The sequence below is a fragment of the Pseudomonas sp. 43NM1 genome (genome assembly GCF_002836905.1).
Classification (GTDB): domain Bacteria; phylum Pseudomonadota; class Gammaproteobacteria; order Pseudomonadales; family Pseudomonadaceae; genus Aquipseudomonas; species Aquipseudomonas prosekii.
This window is the reverse complement of record NZ_MKGS01000203.1, coordinates 1-23,525: the sequence shown is the minus strand read 5'-3', so window position 1 is coordinate 23,525 and position 23,525 is coordinate 1. Positions and strand designations below refer to the sequence as shown.

Sequence of the window (23,525 nt, the reverse complement as noted above, 5' to 3'; positions counted from 1 at the left end):
CGTTGCCGGAGGGCGGTGGCGGGTTGCTGGGGGCGCTTGGCTGTCGGCAGCTCAAAAGTCAGGTGCAGCAACAATTGAGCGCTCTGGGCTGGCGCGACCACGATGGCTGGTGGCTGGCCTGCGGAACGGGCACCACGCTCGCGGGATTGGTCCTGGCCGAGGCGGGCGAGCATCCGGTTTACGGCGCGCTGGCGGTGCCCGACGATCATGGCGTGGCGCAGCAGGTTGAGGCGATTGTGCGCGAGGCGGGTTTGGCTGAACCGCTGTATGAGCTGTTCGACGCCAGTCGTGGAGGTTTTGCCAAGGTTGATCCGCTGTTGCTGGCGTTTATTCAACAGACTGAACAGCAAAGCGGCATTGCTCTGGAACCGCTGTACACCGGCAAAGCGTTGCTGGCACTCAAACAACATATTGAATCAGGAAGATTTGCGCCGGGTTCGCGTTTGATCTTTATTCATACTGGCGGTTTGCAGGGGCGTCGTGGATTTGCTGTTGCTCAATGAGCTTTCGTTCTACTAGTTGATAGTTGTTAATTAAACGTTACTCATGTTTTGTATCGCTTGCGGTTTTGCCTTTCCATGCCGGTTATATACTCTGTCGCCAAGCCCTCACTTGTTTAATTCAATTTACTGGTGGCTTTAGTTAAAGTTGATGCACCTACTGATATAACTGGAGAAGTTCATGAAAGGATTCATTTTCACCCAAGCACAGAAACAAGGCCCGGCCCGAAAAATGATGGCGGCCAAACCGCCTGCGCCGAAACCCAAACCAGCGCCAAAACCTGCGCCAACCCCGAAACCGGCACCAACACCCAAGCCAACCCCGAAACCGGCGCCGAAGCCCGCTCCAAAACCAACGCCGAAACCTGCGCCAAAACCGGCCCCCAAGCCGGCGCCTAAACCTGCACCGAAACCGGGTCTGACCCCCAAGCCTGCGCCGAAACCAGCGCCGCGGCCGAGCCCGCGTCAGCCGTTGCCGTGGCCGACCTTCAACATCACGATCGACCCGCTGGGCTGGTACAACCTGCTCACTGCTCCGGGCCTGATCCGCAATGCCGACGGCCGCGGTCAACTGCCGGATGGCAGCCTGATCAACGAAGATGAGCAATCGGTGACTCGCCCGGACGGCATTGTGCAATATGCCGATGGCCGAATCGGTTATCCGGATGGTCGTATCGAATGGCCGGACGGTACTGTTGAGTACCTGGATGGGCGAATCGTCTGGGCGGATGGCACCGAACTTCGCGCGGATGGCAGCACCGTTTATCCCGACGGCGTAATCATTGACGCTGACGGTGTGCAGATCAACTAAGCGGTTGTCGATAGTTGCTCAAAAAAATGCCGCGACATCATCCGATGCCGCGGCATTTTATGTTGTCAGAAACTTTGTGGCATTTCCCCATTGGCCAAACGCTTATTGATATCTGCGATGACTTCCGGCAAGTCGGTAATGGTGTCGATCATGTAATGCGGGCGCGAACTTTCGAATATCGCGTGAATCCGTTTGCGTTCGCTGGCCAGTTCTTCAGTGCCGAGCGCTTTATAACCGTTGTAGTCCAAACCCAGTGCGTTGCCGGAGCAGATCAACGCCACGGTCCACATGCCGGCGCGGCGACCTTCAAGAATGCCCGGCACGGTGTCATCGATTTTCACGCAGGCGCCGACGTTGTCGATGCCCAGCGCGATCACGTTGGCCAATGCCTGCGCTGGCCATGGGCGACCGTTTGGCACTTCGTCGGTGGCGACTACGTGGTCGGCGACGTAGCCGCTGGTGGCGGCCAGTTCGACGACTTTGTCCATGACCTGTTTCGGGTAACCTGAGCACGAACCGATCTTGATCCCTTGCTCGCGCAGGGCGGCGATGGTTTCCAGGGCGCCGGGGATCAGCGCCGAGTGCTCGGCGATTTTCTCGATCTGCAACGGCATGAACCGTTGATAAATCGCGGTGACGTCATCGTCGGTCGGCGTGCGCCCGAAAGCTTTGCGATAACGCTCGGCGACTTGCGGCTGATCGCACAGCGTGCGGATGTGGTCCCACTTGCCCATGCCCATTGGTCCACGGGCTTCTTCGATGGAAACCTGCACGTCGAATTCGGCGAACGCCTCGACAAAAATCTGCGTCGGCGCGAACGAACCGAAGTCGACCACGGTGCCAGCCCAATCGAGAATGGCCGCCTGGAGTTTGCTTGGGTTGTTGTAATTCATGTGATGTGATCCTTTTAAATGAGCAAATTCGAGAATGTGCAACGCTGATTTTCTGTAGCAGCTGCCAAGCCCCGGCGAGGCTGCGTCCGGCGGCGAAGCCGTCGTCAATTCTGGCCACGCGGTCCACCTGAAACACCGAGGTGGATGGTTTTACGACAGCTGCGCTGCCGGACGCAGCCTCGCCGGGGCTCGGCAGCTGCTACAGGGCCGTAAGTGGTCAGATGTCGAGGACTTCCATTTCGCGCAGCACTTGGGCAATCGCTGCCACGGCCGCATGCATTTCCGCCTCGTTGACGTGGCCGATGCAGCCGACGCGGAAGGTTTCGACCTGGGTCAATTTGCCCGGATAGAGGATGTAACCCTTGGCTTTGACCCGTTCGTAAAACTCCTTGAACTGGTAACGCGGATCTTTCGGCGCGTGGAACGTAACGATGATCGGCGCCTGGATCGCGGCAGGCAGGAAGCTGCGCAAACCGAGTTTGGCCATGTCATCGAGCAACACCTGGCAATTGTTCGCATAACGCTGATGGCGCGCGGGCAAACCGCCTTCTTCGTTGTATTGCAGCAGCGCTTCGTGCAACGCGGCGACGACGTGGGTCGGCGGGGTGAAGCGCCACTGGCCGGTCTTGGCCATGTAGCTGTGCTGGTCGAACAAGTCCATCGCCAGCGAGTGCGAATTGCCCGCGGCTTGCGCCAGCGACTCTTTGCGAGCGAAGACAAAACCCATCCCCGGCACACCTTCCAGGCACTTGCCCGAGGCGGCGATCAGCGCGTCGAACGGCACCTGTTGCGCGTCAATCGGCAGCGCGCCGAAGGAGCTCATCGCATCAATGATCAGGCTTTTGCCATGCTGCGCGATGACGGCGGCAATCTCCGGCAAAGGGTTGAGGATGCCGGTGCTGGTTTCGCAATGGATCAGCGCGATGTGGCTGATGCTCGGGTCGGCGCGCAACAGGCGATCGACATCGGCAGCGGTGGTCGGCTCGTCTTCGGCGGTTTCGAAGGTGCTGAACGGGCGGCCGAGCACTTCGCAAATCTTCGCCAGGCGTTTGCCGTAGGCGCCGTTGATCAGCACCAGGACTTTGCCGTCGCGCGGCACCAGAGTGCCGATTGCCGCTTCGACGGCGAAGGTGCCGCTGCCCTGCAGAGGCACGCAATGGTGGCTGTGCGCGCCGTTGATGATGGTCAGCAATTGCTCGCAGAGGCTGGCGGTCAGTTGATTGAAGCGGTCATCCCATGAACCCCAGTCGACCATCATCGCCTGGCGGGTGCGGGCCGAAGTGGTCAGTGGGCCGGGGGTGAGCAGGATGGGTTCGGCAATACTCATTCTCGTGTCCTCGCAATCGATGGGATGAAGCTACGGGGCTTAAATTGCAATTTGCCGTTGCATCAATCAAATTGTTTGTTGTTATGCCAACCATCAGCGAGGGTTATTCATGAATCTGTTCCAGCTCCGCGCGTTTGATGCGGTGGCCCGCGAAGGCAGCTTTACCCGGGCGGCTGCGCGGTTGTTCATTAGCCAACCGGCGGTCACCGGGCACATCAAAGCGCTGGAGGAGCATTACCAGATCACCTTGTTGCGGCGCACCGCGCGCCGGGTCGAATTGACCGAGGAGGGCACCAAACTCGCGGCGATCACCCGCGCGATGTTTGGTTTGGCCGAAGAGGCGCAAGTGCTGCTCGAGGCCAACCGGCAGTTGCTCACCGGGCGCCTGGAAGTTGCGGCGGACGGCCCGCACATGGTCATGCCGATGCTCGCCAGTTTGCGCGCGCGGTATCCGGGAATAACGGTGAACCTGCGCCTGGGCAACGCGCAGGAAACCTTGGGCGCGTTGTTGTCCGAACACGCGGATGTCGCGGTGCTGACCGAGGTCGAACCGCGCAAAGGCTTGCATCTGCAAGCGCTGAGCGAATCACGGATTTGCGCGTTGGTGCCGGCCGCGCACCCGTGGGCGCAGCGGGTCAGGGATGTGCCGCTGAAGGAACTGGATCAGGTAATCATGGTGCTGCGCGAGCCGAGCTCGATTACCCGGCGCACGTTTGATCAGGCGTGCGCTCAGGCCCAGGTCAGTCCGCGGGTGTTGCTGGAACTGGACAGCCGTGAGGCGGTGACCGAGGCCGTTGCTGCGGAACTGGGGGTTGGCGTGGTGTCGTCGGTGGAAGTCAGCCATGACCCGCGGGTGGTGGCGGTGCCGATTGTCGGCGATGGGCTGGTCAACCGGCACATGATCGGGTGCATGCAGCGGCGGCGGGATTTGCGATTGATTCAGGCGTTTTTTGATTTGGCCCCGGCCAGTTAGACCGAGGCGCGGCCATCGCGGGCAAGCCACGCTCCCACAGGGGAATTGCGTTAGGCGGGAGGAGACCGAGGTGGTGCCTTCGCGGGCAAGCCTCGCTCCTACAGGAGGTTTATAAGCGACGCAGAACTAATGTGGGAGCGAGGCTTGCCCGCGATGGGGCCAGGCCTGCCTACACCAAACTTTCGCGCACCATCTGCAGAAACGTCGCCACCACTCGCCGCGAGCTCTGTTCGCGCAGGCACACCAAGGTTTCCGTCAACCGCCGTTTGCAGTCAATAATCGGCAACGCGCACACCCGCGAATCGGCGCCGAATTCGGCTGCCGACACCACCCCGACGCCAATCCCCACCACCACCGCTTCACGCGCCGCTTCCCGGCCTTCAACCTGAATCGCCGGGCGAATGCGCAACCCGGCGCCGGCCATTTCCTCTTCCAGGGTCTGCCGCGTCACCGAGCCGACTTCACGCAGCACCAGCGGCGTGTCGTCGAGGTCGGCGAGGCAAATCGATTCGCGGTCGGCCCACGGATGATTGCGCGAAACGAACGCGACCATCGGGTCGTTGCGCAGCGGCAACGAGATCAAGCGTTCGTCGCTGACATCGCGCCCGAGCAGCGCCAGGTCCGCCTGATAGTTGAACAGCCGCGACAGTGATTCATCGGTGTTACCGGTTTCGATTTTCACGCTGATGCCCGGATAGCGTTCGCAAAATCGCGCGATCTGCGGCAGCACGTGCACCGGCGCGTCCACGGCCAGTATCAGGCTGCCGGTTTGCAGCGCTTGCGAGTCCTGCAACAACTCCTGCGCTTCGGCCTCGATGACAAACAAACGCTGAGTGATGCTTAACAAACGCTCGCCCAGATCGGTCAGGCGCACCGAGCGTTTGTTGCGATGGAACAGCAACACGCCAAAGCGCTCTTCGAGTTTGCGCACTTGGTCGGAAATCGCCGGTTGCGTGAGAAAAAGCCGCTCGGCGGCTTTGGTGAAGCTTCCGTGCACCGCCACGGCGTGGAAGGCTTTGAGCTGGGCGTGGGACACCGACATCGAAACCTCCAGTAACAAGCTGAGCTTATATTGGAAATACGATAAATCGATTTCACTTATTAGTCTGTAATTGTTTTTATCGGCCTCAGCCCCGGTGACTGCTCGTTCGAACAGCGCCGGTGGCCATGAGCCTGTGCGTGCAACAGCAGGACTCATCTGACCGGTATCGCCTCAGGGAAGCAGCGATATCGAAGTGCTCAACAATAAAAAAACAGGCGTTATTTCTCAATTTCTGCCGGCACACTCACACCCTGAGGTCAGAACCACCATGAATCAGCACATCGGCACCATCAAGCGTTGGCGCGTGCAGATCTTCGCCATCACCTGGCTCGCTTACGCCGCTTTCTATTTCACTCGCAAAGCTTTTTCGGTCGCCAAACTGGGGATCGGTGAAGACCCCGAGTTCATGCTCGACAAAATGGCCATGGCCAACCTCGACGCCATCTACCTGACCGCTTACGCCGTCGGCCAATTCACTTGGGGCATCCTCGCCGACCGTTTCGGCCCACGGGTCGTAGTGCTCGGCGGTCTGGTTATTTCTGCGGCGGCGGCACTGGTGATGGGCAGTTTTGCGACAGTGCCGATCTTCGCCACGTGCATGTTGATCCAGGGCCTGGCGCAGTCCACCGGCTGGTCGGGGCTGTGCAAGAACATCGGCAGTTTCTTCCCCGCCGAGCAGCGAGGGCGCGTGCTCGGGCTGTGGAGTTCGTGTTACGCCTTCGGCGGTCTGGTGGCGTCGCCCTTCGCCGGTTGGTGGGCGTACACGCTGGTCGGCTCATGGCACGCGGCGTTTATTTCCAGCGCGGCGGTGGTCGGCGTGGTCGCGGTGTTGTTCTTCATTTTTCAACGCAACAAACCCGAAGACGTCGGTTTGCCCGCCGTCGAGCCCGAGCCCGAGTTGAGCGTCGAAGAGGCCGATGCCCAGAGCAAACTCAGTTGCTGGGAACCGTTGAAGGAAATCCTGCGTAACCGCACGGTGCTGGTTCTGGGGCTCTCGTACTTCCTGTTGAAACCGGCGCGCTACGCGATTCTGCTGTGGGGTCCGGTGATCGTTTTTGAACACATGCCCTCGGTCGGCAAGGTTGGCGCGGCGATCATTCCGACCGCGTTTGAACTGGCGGGATTGCTCGGGCCGATCATGATCGGTCTGGCCTCGGACAAACTGTTCGGCGCCCGACGCATGCCGGCGTGCGTGATCAGCCTGTTGGCGCTGACGGTTTCCCTGGCGCTGTTCATGGGTGCCTTGAGCACCGGCAGCGTGTTGCTGGTGGTGGCGCTGCTGTTCGTCATGGGCCTGACGCTGTACGGGCCGGATTCGATGATCAGCGGCGCGGCGGCCATTGACTTCGGCACCGCCAAGGCTGGCGCCACCGCGGCGGGTTTCGTCAATGGCTGCGGCTCGGTCGGGGCGATTCTCGGCGGTTTGCTGCCGGGCTATTTCGACTCGGTGACGGTGTTCATCATCTTCGCCGGTTGCGCGATGTTTTCAGCTTTCGTGCTGATCCCGCACTGGAACAGCCGCCCGGCCGGCCTGCGCGGCGAAAGCGCTTTTGTGCCCAACCAGGCAGTCACCATCAAACCCCTGCGTACCTGAGGAAATCCCATGAGACCTTTCTGGCTGGACCAAGCGCTGGCGGCCGAGTCCTGCGCGCCGTGCGGACCCTTGCCGTGCGCGCCGCTGACGGCCGACACCCGCGCCGACGTGTGCATTGTCGGCGGCGGCTACACCGGGTTGTGGACCGCGATCATGCTCAAGGAGCAAAACCCCGAGCTCGACGTGTTGCTGATCGAAGCCGACATCTGCGGTGCCGGCGCCAGTGGTCGCAACGGCGGTTGTGCGTTGTCGTGGTCGGCGAAGTATTTCACGCTGGAGCGCTTGTTCGGCGTCGAAGAAGCGGTGCGTCTGGTCAAGGAGTCGGAGCGGAGCATTTACGCGATCGGCGACTTTTGCCAGCAGTACGGCGTCGAGGCCGATTACCGCCTCGACGGCACGCTGTACACCGCGACCAACCGCGCGCAATGCGGCTCGACCGATGCGGTGATCGCGGCGCTGGAACGCAATGGCATCAACTCGTTCAGCCAGCGTCCAGTCGCCGATGTGCAACGCATGGCCGGCTCGCGCAAACATCTGGAAGGCTGGTTTTCCCCGGCCGCCGCCAGCGTGCAACCGGGCAAACTGGTGCGTGGTTTGCGCCGCGTGGCGTTGCAATTGGGTGTGCGGATTCATGAAAACACGGCGATGACCGGGCTGGAGGAGGGCACGCCGGCGGGCATTCAAACGCCCCACGGCACGGTCCGCGCCGATCGCGTGGTGTTGGCGATGAATGCCTGGATGGCCCGCGCGTTCCCGCAGTTCGAGCGCAGCGTGGCGATTGTCTCCAGCGACATGCTGATCACCGAGCCGCGCCCGGAATTGCTCGCTGAAATCGGCTTGACCAGCGGCGTGACGGTGCTCGATTCGCGGATTTTTGTGCACTATTACCACAACACCCCGGACGGCCGGATCATGCTCGGCAAGGGCGGCAACACCTTCGCCTACGGTGGGCGGATGTCGCCGGTGTTCGATCAGCCGTCGCCGTACGCCGGGTTGTTGCGCAGCAGCCTGACGGACTTTTTCCCGGCGTTTGCCGAGGCCAAGGTCGAGGCAACGTGGAACGGGCCGTCGGATCGCTCGGTCACCGGGCTGCCGTTTTTTGGTCAGATGAGCACCAGCGGCAATGTGTTTTATGGCTTCGGTTATTCCGGCAGCGGCGTCGGCCCGTGCCACATGGGCGGGCAGATTCTGGCTTCGATGGTGCAAGGGCTGGACAACCCGTGGACGCGCTCGCCGCTGGTCAATGGACCGTTGGGCTACTTCCCGCCGGAGCCGATTCGTTATCTCGGTTCACTGATGGTGCGCAACGCCATCCGCCGCAAGGAACGCGCCGAGGATCACGGCCGCCGGCCAAGGCATCTCGACGTGCGCCTCGCGAAGTTCGCGGCAGCGGCGGGCAAGGCTGACAAGGGCTGAGCAACTCTGTAGATCAGTCACATAACCCTGTGGCGAGGGGGCTTGCCCCCGTTCGGTTGCGCAGCAGCCGTCGCTTTTCCAGGACCGCTGCGCCGTCCAACGGGGGCAAGCCCCCTCGCCACAAAAGCCGGTCTTGCTGTTCTTCTAAGCACTCAATCATGTCAAGGGTTATCCGGACAATTGACCAACCAATCCAGCAGCAGCCGCGTATCGCCACGCGGTGTTGCTGCCGGCGGTTTTCGGCGTTTTTGCGGATTAACCTCTGCGCAGACAATCGGCCGATCCGGGTCGCTGTCGAGAAAACTCACGTACACCTCGCTGCCGGCCAGCGGCATGCCGGCCGCGCCCAGCGCCACCGGCAACCATATTCCCTGCGAAAGCTGCGCCGCCGATTCCGGCCAAAGGCTGACCTCAATTCGGCCCAATTCATCCAGCGTCGGCGCTTGCCCCGGCACACCCACCACGCGCCCCGGTTGATAGCCGGGGATAATCGGCCGCGGTTGTTTCAACGCTGGCCTGAACACACTTGACCAGACAATCGCGCTGAACTCATTGCGATAACCTGCCGGCCGCGAGGCACTGTCCCGCGCCAGAATCGACGACTGCCGACCTTGATGCCGAACCTCGGTGAGCAGCCATTGATCATTGAAACTCGCCAGCGGATGTTGTTCGACCTGCACGACACGGCCGCTGAGCAGCGCGGTCTGATCGCTTTTGCCATGCATTTGCCGATGCTGGCAGCGCAACTGCTGCAATGTTCGGCGGCTGCGTTGTTCGCTGTGCATTTGCCCTGCGCCGGGATACCCGATCAGTCTGGGTTTTTCGCTCGGCGGATGATTGGCCGCTTCAGCGCTGAGCACCTGCATGCCGCGATTATTGGCGCCGTACAGCGGTGGAATCGGCGGCGAATCCAGGCGCTGGAACATTTCGTTGATTGCAACAAATGACGGTTCTGCAAAAGCGTCGCCCTGAAACGGCGTGATCACCGGCGCTTGAGGAAAACTCGAACTGTCATCGGCGAACACCACGACATGCCCGGCGCCGCTGTGTTCGAAGTGATAGTGAATGCCTTCCTCCTCGCAGAGCCGTTGCAGCAACGCCAAATCACTTTCCTCGTACTGAATGCAAAACGGCCGCGCGGGATAATGCCCGGTGTTCAGTTCGAGGCGATAGCTGTCCTCGGGCAGGGCGTTTTCCGCGAGCAATTGGCGAAGAATCACCGGCACGTCGAGCTGCTGAAATACCCGCCGCTTGAGTGCTTGCTCGAGCCGTTGCAGGTGCGGCACTAAAACCAGTCGGTAACCGATGCGCTGCGCGCCGCGCTGCTCGCGACTGGCGCTGTGCACCACGCCATGAAAACCCTGGCCATCGCCCAGGCTCAAATAGGCCGGTTGCTGCAACACACGGTCGAGGTTCATCGCCGGGGCGAGGCCGATCACTTCGATGTCGAAGCGGTAAGGCTGGTTGAGGGCTTCGTGGCCGCTGAACTGCAACACTTGCCAACTCAAATCATCCTCGACCAGCGTCAGGGTGAAGGGACTTTCCTTGTCGTTGTGCATCGAGTGCGCTTCTGCCATGGATTACGGGGCGCAGAGGGTACGTAACCGCGCGCAGGAATAGACCCTGCAAAGCGACTTTTCAGATTTGCCCTACAAGCACTGTTGAATAAGTCGACGCGGCTTGGCTAAACAGCATGGAATTTTTGGTCGATTGCCGACTTTAGGCCGTATAAACTTGCCGCCATGCGTCGGCCAATAGATGTCTCGGCGCCACAGATCAAGAGAGTGAGTAATGGGCGCACAGTGGAAGGTTAAACACAAAGAAGCGGCATCCAATGCCAAAGGCAAGATCTTCGGCAAACTGGTGAAAGAAATCACCATTGCTGCGCGTAACGGCGCCGATGTCACCACCAACGCCCACTTGCGTCTGGTTGTTGAGCAGGCCAAGAAGGCTTCGATGCCGAAAGAAACCCTCGACCGCGCGATCAAGAAAGGCGCGGGCCTGTTGGGCGAAACCGTGCAATACCATCGCGTGACCTACGAAGGCTTCGCCCCGCATCAGGTGCCGCTGATCGTTGAATGCGTGACCGACAACATCAACCGCACCGTCGCGGAAATCCGCGTCGCGTTCCGCAAGGGCCAATTGGGCGCTTCCGGTTCGGTGGCCTGGGATTTCAACCATGTCGGCATGATCGAGGCGTCCCCGGACAGCCCTGACGCCGATCCGGAAATGGCCGCCATCGAGGCCGGCGCACAGGATTTCGAGCCGGGCGAAGAAGAGGGCACGACCCTGTTCCTGACCGAACCTGCGGACCTTGATGCCGTGCAGAAAGCCTTGCCAGAGCAGGGTTTTACCGTGTTGGCGGCGAAGTTGGGCTACCAGCCGAAAAACCCGGTCAGCGGTTTGAGCGATGAGCAAATGGCTGAAGTCGAAGCCTTCCTTGAAGGCCTCGATAACCACGATGACGTGCAGGACATGTTTGTCGGTTTGGCGGGTTAATCTGCTTTCGCAGTGAGACCACTCGCGAGCAAGCTCGCTCCCACAGGTGATTTGTTGCGCACACGTAATCAGTGACCAATACAAATCCCCTGTGGGAGCGAGCCTGCTCGCGATGGCGCCAGGCGCCATCCCCCCCTCTCAAGCTTTTACTAACCCTTAATTACTAGCCTTTAAACAGCCGCCGATACCACCACTGGCCGGCCCGGTTTGCGCAGTGGGTCGAGGCGCGAGCCTTGGTAGCGGGTTTCGCGGAAGAAGCGCCAGCGCCCGCCGAAAAAGCCGTAGACGTGGGTCACCCGACCTTGTTCCTGATAGCCCATGCGGATGTGCAATTTCAGCGCTGGAATGTTGTGGGTTTCGCACACGTCCACCACTTTGTCGCAACCTTGCGCGGCCATCGTTTCCCACAACGCAATCTGCACGTCCACCGACAGGCTGGTGCCGAAGTAGGTGCGGATCATTTCGCCGCCGAATTCGAAGAACTCGCCCGGTTTCACTGGAAACCAGCAACCGTAATAGTGGCGGTCGTGGTAGTTGCGGGTGCTGGCCCAAATGAAGCCGACCGCATCGTCCTGCTCGTCGAGGTACATGTGCCCGGTGTGGCCCTCGGCGGCGAGTTCGGCCATGGTCCCGACGCGGTCGCCAAAATGCTTGGCGAACGCCGTCGCGTTTTCCGGTGTGATGTCGACCTTGCGCAAACCGGAATAGGGCCGCAGTTTGTGCGGCGGCACCGGGCTGACCAAGTCACGTTCCATCCACAACAGCTCCCAATGGAAGAACACATAGCGCTTCCAGAATGCCTTGAAGAGGTTGCCCCAGCCCTTTTGCCTGATGCGTTCGCGAAGCTTTTCGATGACGTTCATGGAGCCCTCCGTGGCCGAAGCCAGGGTGTGTTGTGGTGGTTCTTTTTATGGGTATAGATCAAGGCTGTCGGTTCATATCAAAACGCCAGCTTTGAATATGTTGCAACTTATGTTGCTCATTCCAGTACTGCAGTCCGGGTGGCCAGGTCCCGATGAAACACGCCGTACGACACCCGCTCGATACCCGCAAGGCGCCCCTCTAGCACCTGCGTCAGCGACTCCCCGGGGTTCAAATAGGCGTCACCAAAATCGGCGCCCAACTGGTTCGGATGAGCGACGATTTCCAACAGGCCGTCAGTCGGCATCGGCTGATTTCGCAGGTCCATGGGCGTGCATACATAGTCCGCCGAGACACCGGCCAAACTGTGCAAACGACGATTGAGCAAACCCTTGAACACCCGCTTCGGCCAACTCAGGTTTTGCCCCAGATTTCGCGCCAGGCGCACCGCCACCCCTTGACGCGCGGCGAACCGCGCGACGATCTCGCCAATCGGCCAGATGTTGTGCACGTGCTGGTGCGAATCGATGTGGCTGGGGCACATGTCGTGGTCGACGCAACGCTGCCATTGCGCTTGCAGTTCCTCCAACACCGCCGCGCGGTCCTCGCGACTGAGCCAGAAGCTGTGGCGCCGCAGGTTCAGATCAAACCCGCCCTGACTGTCGCAAAACGTCGGGCGCGCGCGAATGCTCTGGCTCAACGGCCGGCCATACGTCAGGTTGAAATGCAGGCCGATGCGTCCCTTGAGCAGCGGGTGCTGGGCCATCTGGCACGCGGCTTCGAATGCCGGCATGTTGGCCATGGCTGTCGCCGAACTGATGACCCCAGCCTGAAACGCGCCGAGAATCACCGCGTTTTCGCACGGGCTGAGGCCGAAATCGTCAGCGTTGACTATGACTTGCTGAGGCATGCTCGCCCTCCATTGGTTTCTCGATAATCGCCGCAGGCTTGGCCACCGCAGGAGTGGTCACCACAGCGGCTGCCGCACGTTTCACCCGCCATTTGTGCAAGGTCGGTTTCAGCCGCTGCCAGAAGCGCAATGCCAGCCCTAATGCGAGGCCGCTCGGGCGCCAGGAATAGAAACTCCAGCGCCAGTGTTCGAGTTGCCCGGTCATGCGCTCGTGGAGTTGATGACTGGAGTTTTCCAGGCTGACGCGCGAGGCATCGATCCAGCGCCAATTGTCGTCCAGGCCCCAGCGAATCCACTCTTCGAGCAAGACCCGGCCGCTGCCCAGATCAGCGTATTGCGGCAGGAACGCGAGGTTGTAGTCGTACAGCCGACCCTGCTCCAGCAAACCTAGGCGATAGCTGATGCAGCGGCCGTCGAGTTCCAGCACCACCACACGCACCAGACCTTGGGCGGCGAGGGCGGTGAAGGCGCGATTCATCCATTGGCGATGGCGGTCGTCGGCGAAAATGCCCACGCCCTCATCTCCTTTCCAGCTCACCGCTTCGACTTCGCTGATGGCCTGCAACAGCGGGCCCATGGTCAAAGCGTCCGGGGTGATGCGCCGCACTTCAGCGCCGCACGCGGCGATACGCTTGCGCGCGCGGCGCAGTTTGTAGCGCGGATCGCCGGACACTTCCTGGCGATCCGCTTCACTGATCAGGTGCACCGGCACCTTGCAACTCAAGCGCCGTTCGCCGGTGGAGCTGTGCGCCATCCACACCGTCAGGGCACTTTCTTCGCCGGTCGGTTCGGACAGCTCGTTAAGTTGCAGCAATGCGTGGGGCAAGCGGCGGCGGATCACGATCAGCGCTTTGCGGATGCTCTCGGCATCGAGGCAGGCGAGCAGCGCCAGACGATCGGTCAGCGGGTAGCCGAGGTGATGCACCACCCGAAACGACAGACCGCCGAAGCGTTCGGTGGTCGTCACCAATGGCAGGCACAGCGCCAATTCATCGCCCTGCCAGCCGAGCAGCACGTGCAATTGCTCGCCGGGGTTGAGGGCCTTTTCGGCGGCGCCCAGCCAGGCCAAGGTGTTGAACGGCGTGTGGTCGGTCACACGCAGACGCAACGCCTCGTAAGCCGCTGCCGGAAAGTCTGCGGCGCACAGCGAAGTGCGCCATTCAAATCGCGCCGCCATCGGTCAGGCCGCCGACGCGGTGACAGCGGCGGACGCCGGTTTGCGCAAGGCATCCAGGCGCGAACCGCTATAGGTCGTTTCCCGGTAGAGGCGCCAGCGGCCAAACAATGTATAGACGTTCATGATTCGACCTTGCTCCTTGTAGCCCATGCGAATGTGCAATTTGAGGGCGGGAATGTTCTGGTACTCGCAGACGTCGACGACTTTGTTGCAGCCCTGAGCGGCCATGGCTTGCCACAGATTCAGTTGCAGATCGACCGACAGCGTCGTGCCCCAATAGGCGCGAATCTGCTCGCCGCCGAACTCGAAAAACTCGCCGGGCCGCACCGGGAACCAGCAACCGTAATAATGGCGGTCGTGGTAATTGACCTTGCTGCCCCAGATGAAGGCGACCGCTTCGCCCTGTTCATTGAGGTACATGTGCCCGGTGTGACCCTCGGCGGCCAGTTCGGCCATGGTGCCGACGCGGTCGCCGAAGTGTTTGCTGAAGGCCATCGTGTTGTGCGGCGTAATCGTCACCAGGCGCAGCGGCGCGTAGGGTCGCAGCTTGTGCGGCGGCACCGGGGTCACCAGATCACGCTCCATCCATAGCAGCTCCTGGTGGGCAAAAAAGAAGTGCTTCCAGATCTTGGCAAGGGTGGCGCGCAGGCCTTTTTGTTTGAGGTGCTCGCTGAGTTTGCGAAAAATACCCATGTGCTGAACTCCTGACGGGATGGTCCGTGGGTGGAGTAATGCGTCGCGCGGCGCAAGACCGGCGCGGCAATTCAATCGACAACTACTCATTGGGCGCTCCAGCTCAGCGCGAACAGGGTTTCACCTGGCAAATCGAAACTGAGGCGACCGTTATCACAGCTGAATGGCGCGTCGCGGCTGCGGTTATCGGCGCCGAAGTAGCGCAGCGAACCGTTGGCCAACGGGCACTTCGACCCGGCCAGGCTGACCTGCTGCAGACGTTTCGCTTTGTTGACGCCGAGCACGCTGCGTTGCAGTTCGCTGCCCATCGCCAACGCATCGACTTCAAACGCGCTGTTCTCCAGGCGCATCACGCTGTGCAACCAATGTTCCTGAATAAACTGCTGTGCCCAGCCGACTGGTTTCATCACGAACTGGTTGTCATTGATGACTTTGAACATGCCCTTGGGGTAGTTCGGCTCATCGGCGGCCTGGAAAAAATTGAGCATTTCCAGCAAGCCGTCCTGCGACGAATTGATCACCACCGACGCCCACCACAGCGAGGCGTAATGGGTTTCCTGGTCGTAAGGGCTGAGGCTGGAGCCGCTGGACATGTTGGTCTGGTCGAGCAGCAACGCCTTGCGCGGCCGGCCCTTGGCGTCGAGCCCGACAAGGTCGGCGGCGCGGCGCACGCTGTCGCGGTAGACCCGGGTGGCGAGCAAGTCGCGAATCATCCATTCGTGCCACGCCAGCGCATCGACCTGATCGGCGGATTCGGCGAGCATGCGTTTCGCCCAGTCGATGCCACGCTTGTCGGCCGCGTTGTCGGCGAACGGCCCGTTGACCAACCGCGAGGTGGCCGGCATGGCGATGCGCACGCCAGCCTTGGCGTTGGCCGGGTTGCTGCGCACTTGTTTGGCCATGCTGTTGAAGATGCTTTGATAGCTGGGGTAGTCCGGGTAATTGAGGTTCGGCTCGTCGGCGAAACCGATGTAATGCGTGCCTTTGCCACCGAGCGCGCGGGTGGCGGCGAGCCAGGCGTCGAGGCCGGCATTGCTCATGGTGTCGGCGCGCAAATCGGCCTGGCGTTGGCTGCCGGCGAGCAACGTGATGTCGTTGGTTATGCCAAAGCGCTGCTGATAGAGCTGGCGGAATTTGTTCTCATATTTCGGTTGTTTCTGAGTGACGTCGACAAAGCTGTAGTAGCTCGCCGAGCGTGCCTTGAGCGCATCGAGCACGGCAAAACTCGACGGCGGCGGCATCACGTAGGGCAGGGCGACACCCAGGTTCGGCGTCGGCCCGAGCAGCTCGTTGTGCAAGGTCAATTGGGTCTGGCCGGCGTCCTCGCGCAGCGGCTTGAGTTGCTGCGGATTTTGCGCGAACAGATTAGCCGTGCCGTCGAGCCAGAACGCCGCTTTGCCGCTGCCGCGCAACCGCAGGCGCCAGACTTGTTCGGTCGCAGCCACCGGCAGTTCAACCTCATCGAATTGCCAATAGGCGCGATACGGTTTGAGCGGCAGCAGCAATTGCAGTTTGTCGCTCAGCCGTTGCGCTTGCAGGGTGCTGACGCCGCCATGGAACTTGCCGGCAAGCACCGCGCGTTCTCCCGGCGCGACTTTGAAATACAGCTCGGTGCCGTCATGGGTTTCGGCGCTGAAATGCACCTTGGCCGGGGCGAACAACGCAACCGTGCTGTCGTCGTGTTCGACCTTGTAATGGCGGAAGCTGTAGCCGGGAATTTCCAGTCGATAACTCGCCGCGCCGGGTAGCAGCGGCCAGCTCTGCTTGCCGCGCGATTCGGTCGCGGCGATCAGGCGTTCGCCCTGCAGTTTGCCTTGGCCATCGAGCAGATAGATCCGTTCTTCGTTGGCGTCGGCCTGCCACGCCGGCGCCCAGCGTACGGTCACCGTGTCGGGGCGATTGGCTTGCAGGTACAGACTGCCGTCACGAATCTCGCCCCAATGCATCGGCGCCGCGTGCGCGCCCAGCGTCAGGCACAGGTTCAGCCCGCACGTGAGCCCGAGCGCGAGCAGCCGCGACACCGATTTCATGCCGATTTCCGTTGCAGCATCAGCAGCATCGGCGTGATGTCGCTGGGCAGAATAATCAGGGTTTGCCAGACCGGCACGCCGCTCAAGCGGCAATACAGCACCAGCATCGCCACAGTCACCGCCAGGTAGGCGACGGATGAAGCAGCAGCGGCGCCGACGATGCCGTAAGTCGGGATCAACAGCAGGTTCAGCGCGAGGTTGAGCACCGCACCCAGGCCCATCATCAGCGAGATCGTGCCGGGACGATTTTTGCCCAGCAGGTCGAGGCGCAGGATGCTCGCGTAGCACAAGCCGAACAGCCCCGGCAGCAGCGCCAGCAACGCCGGATACGCCGGTTGATAGGCGGCGCCGAACAACGTGACGATCAGCCATTCGCCAATCACCGCCATGCTCAGGCACGCGCCGAGCATCACTGTCGCGGTCAGGCGCAGCGCCAGTGGCGTGACTTTTTCGATCCCGGCCTCTTGCTGCAACAGGCGTTTCATCAGTGGCGTGGTCACCGCTTCCGGGACGATCAGCAGCAGTTCGGCGGCGGCGCTGGCCATCGCGTAATGCCCCAGCGCGGTGCTGCCGAGCAGGGCGCCGATGAACAGGTAATCGGAACGCAGAATCACTTGTTGGAACAACAAGTCGGGATGGCTGCGCGCGCTGTAGCGCAGCAGTTCATTTTGACCTGCGCGGTCCCATTGCAGCGTCACCGGTTGACTGCGTTTGAGCCAGATCCAACCCGCCAGCACCACCAGACTGATGCCGGCCAGCCAACTGATCACCGCCGCTTCGAGCGCCGCTTCTTTCCACATCCAGAACAGGGCGAGAAACAGCAGCAGCGGCGCCAGCGATTCGATCAGGCGCAAGACGTTGAACGCGACCACGCCGCCGGAAGCATTGTGCAGTGTGAGCAAACCACTTTTGAGCACAGTCAACGGCACCGCCAGCAACAACAGCCAGGCGAGCAAACCGAGCTGCGTGGTGATGTCCAGTTCGCTGCCGAATTCACGGGTCAACGCCACCACCAGCAATGTCAGCAACAGCGCCAGCAGGCAACCGAACACCAACACTTGGCTCAGCAGCAAACCCATCGGCCGTTGCTTGGCTGCTTGATAACCGACCGCCGAATTCAAGCCACCGCTGGTGGCGGCGCTGATCAGGTCGGGCAGGGTGCTGAGCAGGGCAAACAGACCGCGCTCGCTCGGCCCGAGGATCCGCGCGAGCAAGACGTTGCGCAGCAAGCGCAGGCCGATCATTGCCAGTTTGGTGCCCATGCTCAGGGCCAGGTGTTTGAGGTAATGGCTGCGGCTCATGGCCGTGCTCCGCGATAAATGCGCCACGAGAGCAATTCCGGGTTACGCGCGGTGCGTTGGCTGACGCCGAAACGCGGCAAGGCCAACGGGTCGCTGGCGCCGCGATAAATACCGGTGCCGGTGCCGAGGGCGAACGGGAAATCATGCCCGGCGACGTGCTCGCGAACCCGCGCGTCGTGGTCGCCGTTGGGGTAGCAGTAGACCGGCAACGGCCGATTGCAGCCGAGCAACAACGCCTCGCGGCTGCGGCTGAGTTCTTCGTCGAGGCGCCGATCACTGAGGCCGGTGAGGATCGCGTGACTGGCGCCATGCGGGCCGAAACGCACCAGCCCGGAGGCTTCCAGCGCGCGCACTTGTTGCCAGTCGAGCGCCTGGGGCATCGACTCGTCAGGGCATTCGTAGGTCAGCCGGTTCAAGTCGTCGGGCGACAGGCTTTTCAGACTTTGCAGGTAGTGCAGCAACGTCAGGCTGCGGCGCTCGACGTCGAGGTCATCAAGCAATACCGGCAGCGCGCGACCGACCTGCAGCAGGCTTTCGATCAGATGATGGCGGGCGGTTTCGCCATAACTCCCCCACAGGGTTTCGCCGATGCTTTCCCACCAGAAACGCTGGCGGCTGCCAATGAAATCGGTGGAGAGAAAAATGCTCGCCGGCACCTGGTATTTCTGCAGCAGCGGGAAGGCATTGATGTCGTTGTCGCGCCAGCCATCGTCGAAGGTCAGGGTGACTTTCGGCCGCTCCGAGCGCTGTGTGCCGGGTTGCAGAATGTCCATCAACGGCACGCAGTCGAAGTGTTTTTTCAGCCACGCCAACAAGTGCTCGAAGGCCTTCGGGCCGACGCACAATTCATTGCGATGCGGCAGGTCGGCGGCGCGGTCGCTGGCCAGCACCCGGTGCAGCATCAGGATCACCCCGGCGCCGTGCAGCTGATTGCGCCCCACCGGTGAGTTGAGGTACAGCCAGCCACTGGTGCGTTTTAATAATTGTTTGATCGCCATGGCGCGCGCCTCTCAACGATTTTGCTCGGGGTTCCACTGGCTGTACCGCTGGCCACGCAGAAACTGCCACAGACCGATGCTCATCCCGGCGAGAGTCACCAGAAGGAACGCGGCGAGGCGAAAGGGTTTCGGTAAACGGTGCTGTGAATCGAGCAGACCGGCGATGGCCACCGCGTAACCGAGCAGTTGCGCCACCAGGCAGAACTGATAAAAACCGTGGTCATCCCACAGCCACAGGTTGCTCAGGAGCAACGGCAGCAAGAGGATCGGCGCCAGACGCCGGATCAGTTTGTGGCTGATCAACGCAATCGAATACAAGCCATGCTTCAGCGGATTCAGCAGTTCGCGACGCTGCGCCAGGCTTTGCAGGCCACCAACGGTAACGCGCTGGCGGCGGCGGAATTGCTTGTCGGCTTCGTCGACGCCGTGGTCGATGACTTGCGCCTCGGGCACATAGACGATGCGTTTGAACGCCACGGGCGCGCAGGTACTGATGAAGAAATCGTCGTTGACCTCGGCCGGTACGTTTTCGAACAATTCGCGGCGCAACGCGAGCAGCGCACCGTCGGCGGACACCATGCAACCGGTGCGATTTTCGACGCGGCGCAACCAGCCTTCGTAATGCCGATACAGGCTGTCGCCGACGCTCAAGCCACCGCCGGTCACCGGGATCACCATGTGCCCGGCGCAGGCGCCGACTTTCGGGTCAGTCAGCGGCGCGAGCAAATGCCCGAGGGTGTCGCGCGACCATTGGTTGTCGGCGTCGGTGAACACCAGAATGTCGCCGCTGCTCAAGGCTACGCCGGCATTCAGGGTCGCGGCTTTACCTTGGCGCGGCAGGTCGAGCACACGAATGCGCGGGTCGACGACGTTATGCGCGCAGGCCACGGTGTCATCGGTGGAGCCGTCGCTGACCAGAATGATTTCCAGCGCCGCCGGCTGATAATCCTGGGCGAGCAGGGTGCGCAACTTGTGCTCGATGTGCCGCGCTTCGTTGTGCGCGGCGATCACGATGCTGATGTTCAGCGGCGGCGCAGCGTCGTGACGGCGCGCGGCGAACAACGGCGCGAGCAGCGTCAGCAGCAGCGGATAACCGAGGTAGGCGTAGACCGGCAAGAGCAGGCACGTCCAGAAAATGAATTCAGCCACGGGCAGGCCTCCTGGCATTCCAACGACACAGACTGAGGACAAACGCGGCGCCGGCCAGGTGCAGGCGCACCCAATGCAGGCCCCACAGTTGCAGGGTCAACAGCACATCGCGATGTTTGATGCTTTGGCGCAGGCTGAGCGCCAGACTCGGCAGCACGGTGATGGTGACCATCACGGCGGCGTGGTGCGGGAAGCCATCGAGCAACGCCGAGATCGCCAGAAAATCCAGCAGCCAGACCAGCAGCGACAACATCGGAAAACGCAGCAGTCGCACGCTGTAACCGTGGGTGCGGAGCAATTGCAGGTGACTGCCCTGGCGCCACATCTCCTTGCCCATCCATTCGCGCCACGTGGCTTCATATCCCCAATGCAGCGCGACGCTTTGATTGACCGAGAGCAACCGCGCGCCAGCCGCGCGCACGCGCATGGTGAAATCCTTGTCTTCGCCGGTGCGCAGGTTTTCATCAAAACCGCCGACCTGATCGAACCAGCTGCGGCGCATCAGCAGATTGGAGGTTGGCAGCCATTGCGCCGCGTAGAGTTTCTGCGTGGTCGGGCGCAACGTGCGCCGTTGCCAGGCGTCGGCGTACCACGGCGCCTGGGCCGGGGCGTGCAGGTCGAGACCGAAGACATCGGCCTGCGCGGCGGATTCGAGGTTGAACAACAGGCTCAGCCAGTCTTCGGGCATTTCCACGTCGGCGTCGATAAACGCCAGCCAATCGCCGGTTGCAACGGCGGTGCCGCGATTGCGCAACGCGCCGATCAGCACACCCGGTTGCACCAATACCTGTGCGCCGAACTGCCGGGCAATCTGCGGGCCGTGATCGTCGGAGCCGTTATCGACCACAATCAACTCGCACTCGACACCGGCCGCCACCGCAGCTTTTCGCGCGGCGAGCAGGGTGCGGCCAATGTGCCGGGCTTCGTTGTACATCGGGATAACAATGCTGATCCGATTCATGCCTTGGCCCCCGTCAGTGGTGCTTGCTCGGCTTTGAGGCGCAACACGCTGGTCAGCGCGAGCATGATCCACACGTACTTCTGGTTGGGCGCGCTGAGGAACATCAGAAACAACGCCAGCGACAGGAAACTCATGCCCAGGTGCGTCATCAGGTCAGCCTGGTTGCCGTTGTTGCGCAGCATCCACGCACGCCGGGCGCGGATCATGTTGTAGACGCCGAGGGCGAGCATGCCGACGAACAACAGGCCGGCAGGAATTCCCAGTTCACTGAAGATTTCCAAGTAGGTGTTGTGCGCGCGGCGATAGAGGTCGCCGACCTTGCGGTTGGCGGAAAACGCCTTGGCGTAACCGGTGGTTGCGTAGTGCAGCGGGAAGGTGCCGGGGCCGGTGCCGAGCAGCGGGTTTTCGCTGATCATCTGGCCGCCGACGACGATATAAGAGGCGCGACGGCCGAGGGATTCGTCCTGGCTTTTGGCTCCAGCGCTCAAGATGCTCAGCGACTGGATGCGTTCGACGTAACCGGCCGGCATCGCGTAAATCGCCAGCGGAATCACAATCACGAGGCCAAGCATGGCAAAACCCAGATGCCGAGGGCGGATGCGCGTTAGCTCGGTGCGGTAGTGCCAGACGCCAATCATCAGGCTGAGGAACAACACCACCAGCCCGGAACGCGATTCGGTTTTGGTCATGCCGCCCAGCAGCAGCACGAAGCACGCGCCCCAGAACAACCGGTGCCACAGGTTCGGGCTGCGGATCACCAGCAGCAAAGCGAGCGGCACGGCGAAGGCGATCAGCATGGCGAAGGCGTTCGGGTCTTCGAGCAGGCCGGCGGCGCGGCCCTGATCCTGATACTTGCTGGAGAACATCGCCAAGGCGCAAGTCGCCGTGACGCTGAGGGTCGCCAGGCGGGCGAACAGGTCGAGGTTCAGTTCGCGGCCGATCAGCAGCGTGATCACGAACAACACCAGGCCGACGCTGAGTTCACGCAGATGCCCCAGCGACATGCCCATGTCATCGGTGTTCAGCGTGCTGAGCAGGTACAAAACCATGAACCAGATGAGGAAACGCCAGATGTTGCTGCGCAGGCGTTCCGAGGGAATCTGGTGCAGCGCCACTTGCAGCATCAGGATCAACGCCAGCGAGGCACCAATGAACTTGGTCCCGGAGAGGGCGTTGTCCTTGAAGAAACCTTCAAAGGGCACCAGCGCAATAATCCCCAACAAACCCCAGGCCGGTTTGCGGTACAGCACCGCGAAGCCGACCAGGCCGAGGACCGCGCCGGGGGCGAGGAATGGATAAGGGCTGGCCAGCAGAGCAAGGCAGACCAGGCCGAAAAGACTGATGATCGAGAGTGGAAAGATCATGCGCGTGCTTCCCGTGCAGTACGGATATAAAGCTGCGACCAGCGTTCGGCGAGGGCCTTGAGGTCATAGCGATCCAGTTGTGTACGTTTTGCGTTGTCACTCAATTCACGGGCCAGTGCCGGTTCGCTCAGCAAGGTGCCGATCTGCCGGGCGAGGGCGGCGCTGTCGGTCGGCGTGGCGAGCAAGCCGTTGTGCCGTTCTTCGAGCACATCGGGAATTCCGCCGACACCAAACGCGACCACGGGCACGCCGGCCTGCATCGCTTCAAGCAAAATCATCGGCGTGCCTTCGGTGCGCGAGCTGATCACCAGCGCATCGAGGCGGCGCCACCACAAGCCCATGTCCGTCTGATAGCCGGGCAGGGTGATGCGGTTTTGCAAACCGGCGGCGTTGATCCTTTCCAGCAAACTCTCGCGTTCCGGGCCGTCGCCGAGCATCACGGCGTCCAGTTGCGGGTGTTGCTGACACAGCGGAATCAGCGCGTCGAGAAACAGGTCGGGGCCTTTTTCACTGCTCAGGCGCCCGACGTAACCGGCGATCCAGCGCTGGCGGTTGATGCTCTGCGGCAACACCCCGTTGGCCGCCGGCAAGCCGTTGGGGATCACCTGCAATTTTTCCGCCCGCACACTGGCCTGACGGCACAGCGTGGCGATGCTTTCAGCGACGCAGACCACCCGGTTGACCGAGGCAGTGCGGCACAGTTGCAGGCTCAGCCAGGTGTAGAACTTCTGCTTGCGACTGCGCGGCGTGAAGCCGTGCTGGGTAATCACCAGCGGCAGACGCAACAGCGTCGCGCCGACCCAGCCAAACAACAGGCCTTTGAAATTGTGCGTATTGATCAGCGGCTGTTCCGCCCGGCGCTGACGCAAATGCGTCAGCAACGCCCCCAACCCCGCGACGCCCTGGCAATCCACCCCGGCGTCGCGAAACCGTGCAATCAGGGCTGGCGGCGCATCGAGAAACAGCACTTGTTGCTGCCTCGGCGTCGCCAGGCAATGGTCCAGCAACATCCGCTCAGCCCCATAG

20 protein-coding genes and 1 pseudogene are annotated in these 23,525 nt (G+C 61.6%); 6 read left to right on the top strand and 15 right to left on the bottom strand.

The features are described 5' to 3' along the window. Positions 1-503, top strand: a pseudogene (locus BI292_RS26965) (1-aminocyclopropane-1-carboxylate deaminase); the annotation flags it as partial. A gap of 178 nt (positions 504-681) precedes the next feature. Next, positions 682-1,311, top strand: coding sequence for a hypothetical protein (locus BI292_RS28855; protein ID WP_157831311.1), 630 nt, complete (start codon positions 682-684; stop codon positions 1,309-1,311). 65 nt (positions 1,312-1,376) lie between these two features. Here BI292_RS28855 and phnX read toward each other — a convergent pair whose 3' ends face one another. Both phnX and BI292_RS26945 read right to left on the bottom strand, forming a co-directional pair. Beyond that, the gene (gene phnX, locus BI292_RS26950) at positions 1,377-2,204 is read right to left on the bottom strand and encodes a phosphonoacetaldehyde hydrolase (RefSeq protein WP_101209790.1); all 828 of its coding nucleotides are present in this window, start codon (positions 2,202-2,204) and stop codon (positions 1,377-1,379) included. 217 nt (positions 2,205-2,421) lie between these two features. Further along, a complete protein-coding gene (locus BI292_RS26945) occupies positions 2,422-3,531 on the bottom strand; it encodes a 2-aminoethylphosphonate--pyruvate transaminase (protein ID WP_092270437.1) in 1,110 nt (369 codons plus the stop codon). A gap of 109 nt (positions 3,532-3,640) precedes the next feature. Here BI292_RS26945 and BI292_RS26940 point away from each other — a divergent pair, with 109 nt between their 5' ends. After that, positions 3,641-4,504 carry a LysR substrate-binding domain-containing protein gene (locus tag BI292_RS26940; protein WP_101209789.1) on the top strand — a complete coding sequence of 288 codons (864 nt, stop codon included), beginning with the start codon at positions 3,641-3,643 and terminating at the stop codon, positions 4,502-4,504. Positions 4,505-4,673: 169 nt separating this feature from the next. On the opposite strand, the gene BI292_RS26935 is transcribed toward BI292_RS26940, so the two are convergent. Continuing rightward, on the bottom strand, positions 4,674-5,546 hold the full coding sequence (locus tag BI292_RS26935) for a LysR family transcriptional regulator (RefSeq protein WP_101209788.1): 873 nt from the start codon (positions 5,544-5,546) through the stop codon (positions 4,674-4,676). A 268-nt stretch (positions 5,547-5,814) separates the two neighbouring features. On the opposite strand from BI292_RS26935, the gene BI292_RS26930 reads away from it, so the two are divergent. Further along, positions 5,815-7,140 carry an MFS transporter gene (locus BI292_RS26930; RefSeq protein WP_101209787.1) on the top strand — a complete coding sequence of 442 codons (1,326 nt, stop codon included), beginning with the start codon at positions 5,815-5,817 and terminating at the stop codon, positions 7,138-7,140. Positions 7,141-7,149: 9 nt separating this feature from the next. Beyond that, positions 7,150-8,556: an FAD-dependent oxidoreductase gene (locus BI292_RS26925; RefSeq protein ID WP_101209786.1), complete on the top strand. Its 1,407-nt coding sequence runs from the start codon at positions 7,150-7,152 to the stop codon at positions 8,554-8,556. Between the two features lie 161 nt (positions 8,557-8,717). Here the strand turns inward: BI292_RS26925 and BI292_RS26920 are convergent, their stop codons facing one another. After that, positions 8,718-10,115: a type VI secretion system Vgr family protein gene (locus BI292_RS26920; protein WP_101209785.1), complete on the bottom strand. Its 1,398-nt coding sequence runs from the start codon at positions 10,113-10,115 to the stop codon at positions 8,718-8,720. 232 nt (positions 10,116-10,347) lie between these two features. On the opposite strand from BI292_RS26920, the gene BI292_RS26915 reads away from it, so the two are divergent. Next, entirely contained in the window at positions 10,348-11,055 is a 708-nt protein-coding gene (locus tag BI292_RS26915) for a YebC/PmpR family DNA-binding transcriptional regulator (RefSeq protein ID WP_092270425.1), read from the top strand. A 170-nt stretch (positions 11,056-11,225) separates the two neighbouring features. On the opposite strand, the gene BI292_RS26910 is transcribed toward BI292_RS26915, so the two are convergent. The 11 genes from BI292_RS26910 to BI292_RS26860 form a co-directional block, all read right to left on the bottom strand. Further along, positions 11,226-11,918, bottom strand: a complete 693-nt coding sequence (locus BI292_RS26910) for an N-acetyltransferase (protein WP_101209784.1) — start codon at positions 11,916-11,918, stop codon at positions 11,226-11,228. Positions 11,919-12,034: 116 nt separating this feature from the next. Beyond that, positions 12,035-12,826 carry a ChbG/HpnK family deacetylase gene (locus BI292_RS26905; protein ID WP_101209793.1) on the bottom strand — a complete coding sequence of 264 codons (792 nt, stop codon included), beginning with the start codon at positions 12,824-12,826 and terminating at the stop codon, positions 12,035-12,037. Continuing rightward, a complete protein-coding gene (locus BI292_RS26900; protein ID WP_101209783.1) occupies positions 12,798-14,003 on the bottom strand; it encodes a GNAT family N-acetyltransferase in 1,206 nt (401 codons plus the stop codon). Before BI292_RS26900 ends, BI292_RS26905 begins: the two co-directional genes overlap by 29 nt. 3 nt (positions 14,004-14,006) lie before the next feature. Next, entirely contained in the window at positions 14,007-14,696 is a 690-nt protein-coding gene (locus tag BI292_RS26895; protein WP_101209782.1) for an N-acetyltransferase, read from the bottom strand. Positions 14,697-14,782: 86 nt separating this feature from the next. Next, positions 14,783-16,726: a hypothetical protein gene (locus BI292_RS26890; RefSeq protein WP_101209781.1), complete on the bottom strand. Its 1,944-nt coding sequence runs from the start codon at positions 16,724-16,726 to the stop codon at positions 14,783-14,785. Beyond that, a complete protein-coding gene (locus BI292_RS26885) occupies positions 16,723-18,027 on the bottom strand; it encodes a lipopolysaccharide biosynthesis protein (protein ID WP_101209780.1) in 1,305 nt (434 codons plus the stop codon). The genes BI292_RS26890 and BI292_RS26885 overlap by 4 nt, the downstream gene beginning before the upstream one ends. Continuing rightward, positions 18,024-19,025 carry a polysaccharide deacetylase family protein gene (locus tag BI292_RS26880; RefSeq protein WP_101209779.1) on the bottom strand — a complete coding sequence of 334 codons (1,002 nt, stop codon included), beginning with the start codon at positions 19,023-19,025 and terminating at the stop codon, positions 18,024-18,026. Before BI292_RS26880 ends, BI292_RS26885 begins: the two co-directional genes overlap by 4 nt. 12 nt (positions 19,026-19,037) lie before the next feature. Further along, complete coding sequence (locus tag BI292_RS26875; RefSeq protein ID WP_101209778.1) at positions 19,038-20,174, bottom strand: glycosyltransferase; 1,137 nt, start codon at positions 20,172-20,174, stop codon at positions 19,038-19,040. Then, positions 20,167-21,135: a glycosyltransferase family 2 protein gene (locus BI292_RS26870; protein WP_092270401.1), complete on the bottom strand. Its 969-nt coding sequence runs from the start codon at positions 21,133-21,135 to the stop codon at positions 20,167-20,169. The genes BI292_RS26875 and BI292_RS26870 overlap by 8 nt, the downstream gene beginning before the upstream one ends. Beyond that, a complete protein-coding gene (locus tag BI292_RS26865) occupies positions 21,132-22,499 on the bottom strand; it encodes an O-antigen ligase (protein ID WP_101209777.1) in 1,368 nt (455 codons plus the stop codon). The genes BI292_RS26870 and BI292_RS26865 overlap by 4 nt, the downstream gene beginning before the upstream one ends. Then, on the bottom strand, positions 22,496-23,525 hold a 1,030-nt coding region (locus BI292_RS26860; RefSeq protein WP_101209792.1), incomplete at its 5' end, for a glycosyltransferase family 4 protein. The genes BI292_RS26865 and BI292_RS26860, both read right to left, overlap by 4 nt.

Coding starts and splice junctions, on each gene's coding strand:
- BI292_RS28855 (WP_157831311.1), top strand. CDS start 682: ATGAAAGGATTCATTTTCACCCAAGCACAGAAACAAGGCCCGGCCCGA.
- phnX (WP_101209790.1), bottom strand. CDS start 2,204: ATGAATTACAACAACCCAAGCAAACTCCAGGCGGCCATTCTCGATTGG.
- BI292_RS26945 (WP_092270437.1), bottom strand. CDS start 3,531: ATGAGTATTGCCGAACCCATCCTGCTCACCCCCGGCCCACTGACCACT.
- BI292_RS26940 (WP_101209789.1), top strand. CDS start 3,641: ATGAATCTGTTCCAGCTCCGCGCGTTTGATGCGGTGGCCCGCGAAGGC.
- BI292_RS26935 (WP_101209788.1), bottom strand. CDS start 5,546: ATGTCGGTGTCCCACGCCCAGCTCAAAGCCTTCCACGCCGTGGCGGTG.
- BI292_RS26930 (WP_101209787.1), top strand. CDS start 5,815: ATGAATCAGCACATCGGCACCATCAAGCGTTGGCGCGTGCAGATCTTC.
- BI292_RS26925 (WP_101209786.1), top strand. CDS start 7,150: ATGAGACCTTTCTGGCTGGACCAAGCGCTGGCGGCCGAGTCCTGCGCG.
- BI292_RS26920 (WP_101209785.1), bottom strand. CDS start 10,115: ATGCACAACGACAAGGAAAGTCCCTTCACCCTGACGCTGGTCGAGGAT.
- BI292_RS26915 (WP_092270425.1), top strand. CDS start 10,348: ATGGGCGCACAGTGGAAGGTTAAACACAAAGAAGCGGCATCCAATGCC.
- BI292_RS26910 (WP_101209784.1), bottom strand. CDS start 11,918: ATGAACGTCATCGAAAAGCTTCGCGAACGCATCAGGCAAAAGGGCTGG.
- BI292_RS26905 (WP_101209793.1), bottom strand. CDS start 12,826: ATGCCTCAGCAAGTCATAGTCAACGCTGACGATTTCGGCCTCAGCCCG.
- BI292_RS26900 (WP_101209783.1), bottom strand. CDS start 14,003: ATGGCGGCGCGATTTGAATGGCGCACTTCGCTGTGCGCCGCAGACTTT.
- BI292_RS26895 (WP_101209782.1), bottom strand. CDS start 14,696: ATGGGTATTTTTCGCAAACTCAGCGAGCACCTCAAACAAAAAGGCCTG.
- BI292_RS26890 (WP_101209781.1), bottom strand. CDS start 16,726: ATGAAATCGGTGTCGCGGCTGCTCGCGCTCGGGCTCACGTGCGGGCTG.
- BI292_RS26885 (WP_101209780.1), bottom strand. CDS start 18,027: ATGAGCCGCAGCCATTACCTCAAACACCTGGCCCTGAGCATGGGCACC.
- BI292_RS26880 (WP_101209779.1), bottom strand. CDS start 19,025: ATGGCGATCAAACAATTATTAAAACGCACCAGTGGCTGGCTGTACCTC.
- BI292_RS26870 (WP_092270401.1), bottom strand. CDS start 21,135: ATGAATCGGATCAGCATTGTTATCCCGATGTACAACGAAGCCCGGCAC.
- BI292_RS26865 (WP_101209777.1), bottom strand. CDS start 22,499: ATGATCTTTCCACTCTCGATCATCAGTCTTTTCGGCCTGGTCTGCCTT.